The sequence below is a fragment of the Streptomyces sp. NPDC101110 genome (assembly GCF_044759525.1).
Lineage (GTDB): Bacteria > Actinomycetota > Actinomycetes > Streptomycetales > Streptomycetaceae > Streptomyces.
Genome location: NZ_JBIVZM010000016.1, coordinates 200,769 through 209,553, shown reverse-complemented (window position 1 = coordinate 209,553; position 8,785 = coordinate 200,769). Strand labels below are relative to the sequence as shown.

At 70.6% G+C, this 8,785-nt stretch carries 6 protein-coding genes; 1 reads left to right on the top strand and 5 read right to left on the bottom strand.

Annotated features, from left to right (window positions below):
• Positions 1–148: 148 nt before the first annotated feature.
• The 5 genes from ACIQU3_RS31575 to ACIQU3_RS31555 form a co-directional block, all read right to left on the bottom strand.
• On the bottom strand, positions 149–1,930 hold the full coding sequence (locus tag ACIQU3_RS31575) for an acetyl/propionyl/methylcrotonyl-CoA carboxylase subunit alpha (RefSeq protein WP_403744012.1): 1,782 nt from the start codon (positions 1,928–1,930) through the stop codon (positions 149–151).
• Positions 1,931–2,011: 81 nt separating this feature from the next.
• Positions 2,012–2,242 (bottom strand): acyl-CoA carboxylase subunit epsilon, encoded by a 231-nt coding sequence (locus tag ACIQU3_RS31570; RefSeq protein ID WP_403744010.1) that lies wholly within the window; start codon positions 2,240–2,242, stop codon positions 2,012–2,014.
• Entirely contained in the window at positions 2,239–3,831 is a 1,593-nt protein-coding gene (locus tag ACIQU3_RS31565; RefSeq protein WP_403744008.1) for an acyl-CoA carboxylase subunit beta, read from the bottom strand. The genes ACIQU3_RS31570 and ACIQU3_RS31565 overlap by 4 nt, the downstream gene beginning before the upstream one ends.
• Positions 3,831–5,588: a fatty acyl-AMP ligase gene (locus ACIQU3_RS31560; RefSeq protein WP_403744006.1), complete on the bottom strand. Its 1,758-nt coding sequence runs from the start codon at positions 5,586–5,588 to the stop codon at positions 3,831–3,833. The genes ACIQU3_RS31565 and ACIQU3_RS31560 overlap by 1 nt, the downstream gene beginning before the upstream one ends.
• A 57-nt stretch (positions 5,589–5,645) precedes the next feature.
• Entirely contained in the window at positions 5,646–7,280 is a 1,635-nt protein-coding gene (locus tag ACIQU3_RS31555) for an FAD-dependent oxidoreductase (protein WP_391255254.1), read from the bottom strand.
• Positions 7,281–7,750: 470 nt separating this feature from the next.
• Here ACIQU3_RS31555 and ACIQU3_RS31550 point away from each other — a divergent pair, with 470 nt between their 5' ends.
• The gene (locus ACIQU3_RS31550) at positions 7,751–8,617 is read left to right on the top strand and encodes an ACP S-malonyltransferase (protein WP_403744002.1); all 867 of its coding nucleotides are present in this window, start codon (positions 7,751–7,753) and stop codon (positions 8,615–8,617) included.
• The last annotated feature ends 168 nt before the right edge of the window (positions 8,618–8,785 follow it).

The following is an 8,785-nucleotide window of genomic DNA, read 5'->3' as shown; positions in this document are numbered from 1 at the left end:
ACTGCGCCTACGGATGGCAGCGGGCGGCCCCGGCGGGGGGCCGGCGCGGCGTCGGGGGGGGGGGGGGGGGGGGGGGGGGGGCCGCCCCCCCCCCCCCCCCGGGGGGGGGGGGGGGGCCCGGCTCCGTCACACGCGCCGCGGCAGCGGGTCAGTCCTTGATCTCGCAGATGACCGCCCCGGCCGAGACCGTCGCGCCCACCACGGCAGACAGGTCCTTGACGGTCCCGGCACGGTGGGCGGTGAGCGGCTGTTCCATCTTCATCGCCTCCAGGACCACGACGAGGTCGCCCTCCTCCACCTGGCTGCCGTCCGCGACGGCGAGCTTCACGATGGTTCCCTGCATCGGGGAGGTCAGCGACTCACCGGAGGCCGCCGCCGACGCATTGGAGCCGCTCTTGCGCCGCGGGGCCTTCCTGCCGCCACCGGAGGCGGCACCGGCGACCGCGGCGCCCAGGGACTCGGGGAGGGAGACCTCCAGGCGCTTGCCCGCGACCTCGACCACCACGGTCCTGCGGGCCGCGTCCACGGCGTCCGTCCCGGTGTCGGTGGCGGGTGCGGTGAAGGCCGGGATGTCGTTGACGAACTCGGTCTCGATCCAGCGGGTGTGGACCGTGAAGGGGTCACTGGAGCCGGTCAGTTCGGGGGCGAACGCCGGGTCCTTGACGACGGCACGGTGGAAGGGGATGGCGGTGGCCATGCCCGCCACATTGAACTCCGCCAGAGCACGCGCGGCACGCTGCAACGCCTGCTCACGGGTGGCGCCGGTGACGATCAGCTTGGCCAACAGCGAGTCCCAGGCCGGGCCGATGACCGAGCCGGACTCCACACCCGCGTCCAGACGCACACCCGGGCCCGAGGGAGCCTCGAACCTGGTGACCGTGCCGGGCGCGGGCAGGAAGTTGCGGCCCGGGTCCTCGCCGTTGATACGGAACTCGAGGGAGTGCCCGCGCAGTTCCGGATCGCCGTAGCCCAGCTCCTCGCCGTCGGCGATGCGGAACATCTCACGCACCAGGTCGATGCCGGCGACCTCCTCGGTGACCGGATGCTCGACCTGGAGGCGGGTGTTGACCTCCAGGAAGGAGATCGTGCCGTCCACACCGACGAGGAACTCCACGGTGCCTGCGCCGACGTAGCCGGCCTCCTTGAGGATCGCCTTGGACGAGGCGTACAACTCCTCGACCTGCGCCTCGGAGAGGAAGGGCGCCGGGGCCTCCTCCACCAGCTTCTGGTGGCGGCGCTGGAGCGAGCAGTCACGGGTGGAGACCACGACCACATTGCCGTGCTGGTCGGCCAGGCACTGGGTCTCCACATGCCGGGGCTTGTCCAGGTAGCGCTCCACGAAGCACTCGCCCCGCCCGAAGGCGGCCACCGCCTCGCGCACCGCCGAGTCGTACAGCTCCGGGACCTCTTCCAGGGTGCGGGCGACCTTCAGGCCGCGCCCGCCACCACCGAAGGCGGCCTTGATCGCGATGGGCAGGCCGTGCTCCTCGGCGAAGGCCACGACCTCCTCCGCACCCGAGACCGGGTCGGCGGTACCCGCGACCAGCGGGGCACCGGCACGCTGCGCGATGTGCCGCGCGGCGACCTTGTCCCCCAGGTCGCGGATGGCCTGCGGCGGCGGGCCGATCCAGATCAGGCCCGCGTCGATGACGGCCTGCGCGAAGTCGGCGTTCTCCGAAAGGAAGCCGTAACCGGGATGGATCGCGTCCGCCCCCGAATCCTTGGCCGCCGCCAGCACCTTGGAGACGTCCAGATAGCTGGTGGCCGGGGTGTCACCGCCCAGCGCGAACGCCTCATCGGCCGCCCGCACATGCAGAGCGTCCCGGTCGGGATCTGCGTAGACGGCTACGCTCGCGATCCCCGCATCCCGGCACGCCCGGGCAACACGGACAGCGATTTCGCCACGGTTGGCGATCAGGATCTTGTGCACGATGAACTCCTACGTCCCACGTGGTCGTTGATGGCGGCGACCGCCGCGCGGCGCCGGGCGGCCTGCCCGGCCGTGTCCCGGTCAGCCACCGAACCCGCCTCGCTCGGGCGGGCGTGTCATGCGCTGCGCGGGCGCGCCCCAGCGGCGGCGCGGCCACGGGCCCGCGGTGTCCCGGCTCGCCGTCCGCTCCGTCAGCAGCGTCGTCACCGCGACCACCACCGCGGCGAGTTCCTCTCCCGTCGGACGGCCTCGCTCCACCCGCAGCCCGGCTGCCTCGTGGGGGGTGGTGACCCCCTCGTCCCGAGCGCTCACAGGGGGATGTTGCCGTGCTTGCGCGGCAGCCGGTGGGCTCGCTTGCCGCGCAGTGTCTCCAGTGCGCCCGCGATGCTCGCCCGGGTCTCGTGAGGCATGATCACCGCGTCCACGTAGCCGCGCTCGGCGGCCGTGTACGGGTTGCACAGCGCCTGCTCGTACTCCTCGCGCAGCCGGGTCCGCTCGGCGGCCGGGTCCTCGGCCTCCGCCACCGCGCGGCGGTGCAGCACGCTCACCGCGCTCTCGCCTCCCATGACCGCGATCTCGGCGGTCGGCCAGGCCAGGTTGACGTCGATGCCCAGGTGCTTGGAGCCCATGACCCCGTACCCGCCGCCGTACGCCTTGCGCGTGACCACGGTGACCATCGGCACGGTGGCCTCGGCGTAGGCGTAGATGAGCTTGGCGCCCCTGCGGATGATGCCGCCCTGCTCCTGTTCGAGGCCCGGCAGGAAACCCGGCACGTCGACGAAGCTGAGGATCGGCACGTGGAAGGAGTCGCACATGCGGATGAAGCGCGCCGCCTTCTCGCTGGCGTCGATGTCCAGGGCGCCCGCCTGGACGATCGGCTGGTTGGCGACGATGCCCACGCTCTGGCCGTTGACCCGCCCCAGGCCACAGACGACGTTCTGCGCGAACAGCGGCTGCACCTCCAGGAGTTCACCGGAGTCGAGCACGGTACGGATGACCCTGCGCATGTCGTACGGCTGGTTGGGGCTGTCGGGGATCAGCGTGTCCAGGGCCAGGTCCGCCTCGGTGAGGCCCTCGGGCTCGGTCACGTCGTAGTCCGGCGGGTCCTCCATGTTGTTGGAGGGCAGATGGCTGAGCAGCAGCCGGACGTACTCGAACGCGTCCTTCTCGTCCTGCGCCAGGTAATGGGCGTTTCCGGAGACGGTGTTGTGGCTCAGCGCCCCGCCCAGTTCCTCACGCTGCACCGTCTGCCCCATGACGGTGCGCAGCACCTCGGGACCGGTGACGAACATGTGTGAGGTCTCCTCCACCATCACCACGAAGTCGGTGATCGCCGGCGCGTACACCGCGCCGCCCGCGCAGGGGCCCATCATCAGCGAGATCTGCGGGATGACGCCCGAGCCCTCGACGTGCCGCTTGACCAGCTCGGCGTAGTACGCGAGCGAGACCACGCCCTCCTGGATGCGGGCGCCGCCGGAGTCGTTGATGCCGATGATGGGGCAGCCGGTGCTGAGGGCCAGGTCCATCACCTTGACGATCTTCTCGCCGTACTTCTCGCCGAGGCTGCCGCCGAAGACCGTGAAGTCCTGGGCGAACACGCACACCTTGCGGCCGTCCACCTTGCCGTAGCCGGTGATCACACCGTCGCCCAGCGGACGGTTGCGCTCCATGCCGAAGTCGTGGCTGCGGTGGCGGGCGAAGGCGTCCAGCTCGACGAACGTCCCGGGGTCGAGCAGCGCGTCGATGCGCTCCCTGGCCGTCATCTTGCCCTTGTCGTGCTGACGCCTGACCGCGTCGGAGTCGGCGTGCGCGGCGAGTTCGTCGCGGCGGCGCCGCAACTCCGCCAGGCGCGCGGCCGTCCCGTTGCGGGGAGGGTTGTCGGACGTCTCTTCCGAAGCCATCAGGCGCTCCGCTCCGCTGCCACGGCAGGCTTCAGTTGGTTGTTCAGGTATCGCTCGCGGCAGGCTCGGCGCTGCACCTTGCCGCTGGTGGTACGGGGCAGGAGGCCGCGCCGTACGACGACGACCTCGTCCGTCTCCAGCCGTTGGCGTTCGTAGACGGCCCGGTGGACCAGGTCCTTCATTTCCTGCGGTCCTGTGCCCCGCAGGGCCCTGCCGTCGGCCTCGACGACGACGATCAGGCGCTCTCTCTCGCCGTCGTCCACGGAGAACGCCGCGGCGGCGTTCGGGTGCAGGCCCGGTGCCGCGTTCTCGGCGGACAGCTCGATGTCCTGCGGGTAGAAGTTCCGGCCGTTGCGGATGATGACGTCCTTGAACCGGCCGGTCACATACAGCTCCCCGTCGAGCAGGAAGCCCAGGTCGCCGGTGCGCAGATACGTCGCGTCGCCGGGGCCGTCCTGCCCGGCGATGACCGCTCGGAAGGTCTCCTCGCTCTCGCGCTCCCGCCCGAGGTAGCCGGCGGCGACGCACGGCCCGTTCACCCAGATCTCGCCGACCCGGCCCTCGGGGCACTCGGTCAGCGCCACGGGGTCGACGATCCGCACCCGGGTGCCGGACACGGGGAAGCCCGACCCCACCAGGGGCTGTGCTCCCACGGCGCCCGGGGCGCGCAGGTCCGCCCGGCCGGCCAGCAGGGCCTCCGCGGCCACCCAGAGGACGGTCGGCTCCTCGCCGAGGCGGCTGCCGGTGGCCTTGAGGGTGTTCTCGGCGAGGCCGTAGCCCGGGCTCATGGCGGCGGGGTCGAAGCCGGCCGGTGCGAACGTCTCCGCGAACGTGCGCACGGCTCGCCAGCGCACGGGTTCGGCGCCGTTGGCCGCCACCCGCCAGCTCGACAGGTCGATGTCCGCGGCGACCTTGCCGTCCTGCTGGGCCCGTACGCAGAGTTCGTACGCGAAGCTCGGCGCGGCGGCGTGCGTGCCGCGGAACCGCGCTATCGCCTCCAGCCAACGGCCGGGCCTGCGGATGAAGGCCTCGGGCGCCATCAGATAGGCGGGGATGCCCGAGCACAGGGGCATCAGCACGCCGAAGAGCATGCCCATGTCGTGGAAGAGCGGCAGCCAGGAGACGACCACACCGTCGGGTCCGGCCGGCCACAGCTCCTCGGTCTCAGCGACGTTGCTCAGGAAGTTGGCGTGGGTGACCATCACGCCCTTCGGGTCGCCGGTGGAGCCCGAGGTGTACTGGAGCAGCGCGATGTCCTCGGGGCCCGGGCCCTCGCCCGTCCACGGGGCGTCCGGCAGCGCCTCGGTGTCGATGAGCGTGAGCCCGGCCAGCTCGGGCAGATCGCCGAACCGTTCCTCCAGGTCCCGCTTGACGGCGCCGGTGGTCAGGACGGTGCTGGTACCCGCGTCGTCCGCGATGCGGCGCAGCCGCTCCACGCCGCGCCGCCGGGTGGGCACCTGGACCGGGGCGCCGGCCACTCGCGCGTACATGCAGCCGAGCAGCGCTCGTACGAACTCCAGACCCGAGGGGTAGAGCAGCACGGCGTTGCCGCCGCTCAGCCCGGCCCGCTCCAGGGCGGCGGCGCGGGAGCCCGCGTCGGCCTCCAGCTGCCGGTAGGTGAGGGACCCGCCGGGCTCCTCACCGTCGCGCAGGAATACGTAGGCGGCTTCGTCGGGCTGCTTCTCGCAGCGCAGACGGAGCGCCTGAGGCAGAGTCGAGACGTTGCCCGCCCGCACATCCGGTCCGGTCCTGGTCATGTTGGTGATACCTCGTTCCGCGAGGAGCATGGGGATTGATGGACAAACACAACCGGCTCAGGCGTAGGGCAGTTCCACCGGGGCGAGCCGGTCGAAGAGGTCGCCGGGGCCGGGGTTGGCCGCCGGGGTGCGGCCGCCCAGATGGTTGACCACGCCCCACACCGCGTTCAGCGCGGTGGTCACCGCGCCCTCGGCGAAGCCCGCGGTCCAGGAGACGTCGTCGCCGCTGAGGAAGAACCCGCGGTGCGACGCGTCCATCCGGTCCTGCATGAAGTGGGTGAACAGCCGCCGCTGGTACCGGTACTGGCCCGGCAGGTTCGCCTTGAACGCGCCCATGAAATGGGGCTCGTTCTCCCAGGTGACGGTGATCGGCTCATCGATGATGTGCGACCGGATGTCCACCCCCGGGTAGATCTCGCCGAGCCGGTCGAGGAGTACGTCCAGGCGCCGGCCCGGGGAGAGGGTGGAGAACTTCAGCGAGTCGTCGTTCCAGGTGTACGACAGGCACATCACGCCAGGTCGGTCCGCTCCGTTGTCGAAGAGGTACACGCCGCGGGCGATCCGGTCGGTGAGGGTCATGCCCATCGTCTCCCGGCCGGTGCGCGGGTCGATGTCGCGCCAGAACGGGCGGTCCGTGAGGACGAAGACCTTGGAGGAGCTCATGTAGTGCGTGCGCTCCACCGCCGTCCAGTGTTCGGTCGGCAGCAGCCCCGGTTCGCAGTCGATCCGGTTCAGCAACGTCCACAGGTGCGGCGTGAACACCACCGCCGGGTAGGCGCTGACGTCCCCGGACGCGTCCTCGACCACGTAGTCGGATCCCTTGCGCCGCAGTCCCACGACGCCGGGTCGCGGGCCGCCGCCGTGCAGTGTGGAGAGGGAGGTGCCCTCGGGCCAGTGGACCGGTGACGCGGGCCGCCGCTCCCACAGGCCACGGGGCAGTTGCTGCACACCGCCGACGATGGAGAGCTGGTCGTCGTCGGCCTCGGTGAAGACGACCCGCAGGATCTCCAGGACGGAGTTGGGGAAGTCGGTGTCCCAGCCGCCCGTGCCGAAGCCGACCTGGCCGAAGACCTCACGGTGCCGGAAGGAGTGGAACGAGGACGAGGACGCCAGGAAGCCGTAGAAGGACTGGTCGTCGAGGTCGCGGACCAGACGGTTCCAGACGGCCTTGAGGGTCACGACGTCGCGCTGCTGGATCGCGCCGCGCACCGTCGACAGTTCGGCCAGCTCCTGGAGCGTCTTCTCCCAGGCCTCGGCGACCTCTTGGTAGAGCGGCGGCAGGTCGTCCTGCGAACGGGCCCAGTGCTGGCGGCCGTTGACGTCGATGAGCGTGCCGGGGGTGTCCGGTGCCAGCGGGTTGGGGAACGGCCGGGTGTCCAGGCCGAGCAGGTCGATGTAGTGGAACAGGGCCCGCGCCGACTTCGGGAAGCGCATCGCCCCGAGTTCGGCGACGTATTCGGGGCGGCTCGCGAAGGGGACGGCCCGCATGCGGCCGCCCAGCTCGCCGGCCTCGTACACGACGGGCCGCAGGCCGAGCCGCATCAGTTCGTACGCGGCCGTCAGCCCGGAGATGCCACCACCGATCACGGCCACCGGCGTGCCGGCGCGATCGGGGGGCAATTCCCCGAGACCGGCGGGATGGCGCAGCCAGTCGTCGTAGGAGAAGGGGAAGTCCGGAACAAGCATGCTCATTGAAGCCGGGCTGGGTGACGTCATCAGGAATACCCTTCGGGCCGTTTCGGCGATGCTGGTCGGGGAATCAATGGAATTCCGGGAGGCTCCGCCCGCTCACGCCGCGCGAGCCGCATGTCGATGCCGTCGGTGTGGCCCGGCCGGATCGAATGGGGAACTGCCGGCCGAGGACCGCCTGCTCCGGCAGGCACACGCTATTTTCCGCCGGGCGGCACAGGCAACCCCTATCCCCCCTGCCTGTGTGACATGCGGGACGGGTCGGCGCGGTGACCGCGGGCCGTGCCGTGAACGTCAAGGGGTGTCTACGGGGTTGCCTTAGGGGGCCTATGGGGTGGCCGGGGGCCTGCCGGCCCCCATAGCGTCGGCCATGCTGTCCGCTGGCTGACTGTGGGTGAAATCTGATGGAAGAGAAGACAGCTGTCGTATTTCCGGGGATGGGGCCGTCAAGCTTTTCCGCGGTCGGCAAATTCATGGTTCTCGACAGGTACGCGAGGCGCCGCATATCGGCCGCCGACAAGGCGCTCGGGTACTCGCTCCTAGACCGGTTCCACGGAGCCGAGGACGACTACTCGGAGTACACGCAGGTGGCCTTCCTGGCGAACTCCCTCGCGCTGGCCGACCGCGCCGAGGACCTCCTCGGGATGCGCCCCGACTACTGTGTCGGGCCGAGCTTCGGGCAGAAGGCCGCGGCCGCCTGGACAGGGGCGCTCGACTTCGCGGACACCGTCCGCATGACGGCTGAACTGGCCCGATGCGAGCAGGAGTTCTTCGCTTCCGAGCACCAGGACGTGGTGACCCACTCCTGTGTGCGGGTCCCGGCGGAACCCTTCCAGGAGTATCTGGACGGGCTCACCGCGAACGGCGACTGGTACGACATCTCCGGCCGGCTCGACGAGGGCTTCCTCATGGTGTCGGTGCGGGAGCACCTCCTGGACGGCCTGAAGAGGGCCGTCGGCGCCATGGGCGGCTACTCCATGTACACGATGCGCCCGCCCGTGCACGCCGAGGCGTTCGGCGGGCTGCGCCGCAAGGCCGACGAGGAGGTCTTGTCCCGGTACGAGATCCGGGACCCGAAGCTCACCGTCGTCGCCGACCAGGACGGCAGTGTCGTGCGCACCGCGGACGCCATGCGGACCATGCTGCTCGACACGTTCGACAAGGCCATCAACTGGCCCGAGGTCGTCGATTCACTGCTCGGCCTCGGTGTGCGGAAGCTCTACATCACCGGTCCCGACAATCTGTTCCGGCGGGTGAAGTGCACCACCCGGAACTTCGACGTCGTGGCCGTCGATCCGAAAAGCGTTCTCCGGTCCACTCTGCGGCCCGCGAAAAGCTGATGCGCTGCGGTGCGCAATTCCCTGTCCGCCGTCCTCGCGGCATCGAATGCCACCGCATCACCAATCCCTGTACCGGCAATGCCCCAAGGGGTGCGTAGGGGTGTGACCGCCACTCGGCGTCCACATACTCTCGCGTGAAGTCCGGTTTCTTTGAACAGCCATGTCGGC

Coding starts and splice junctions, on each gene's coding strand:
- ACIQU3_RS31555 (WP_391255254.1), bottom strand. CDS start 7,280: ATGAGCATGCTTGTTCCGGACTTCCCCTTCTCCTACGACGACTGGCTG.
- ACIQU3_RS31560 (WP_403744006.1), bottom strand. CDS start 5,588: ATGACCAGGACCGGACCGGATGTGCGGGCGGGCAACGTCTCGACTCTG.
- ACIQU3_RS31550 (WP_403744002.1), top strand. CDS start 7,751: ATGGTTCTCGACAGGTACGCGAGGCGCCGCATATCGGCCGCCGACAAG.
- ACIQU3_RS31565 (WP_403744008.1), bottom strand. CDS start 3,831: ATGGCTTCGGAAGAGACGTCCGACAACCCTCCCCGCAACGGGACGGCC.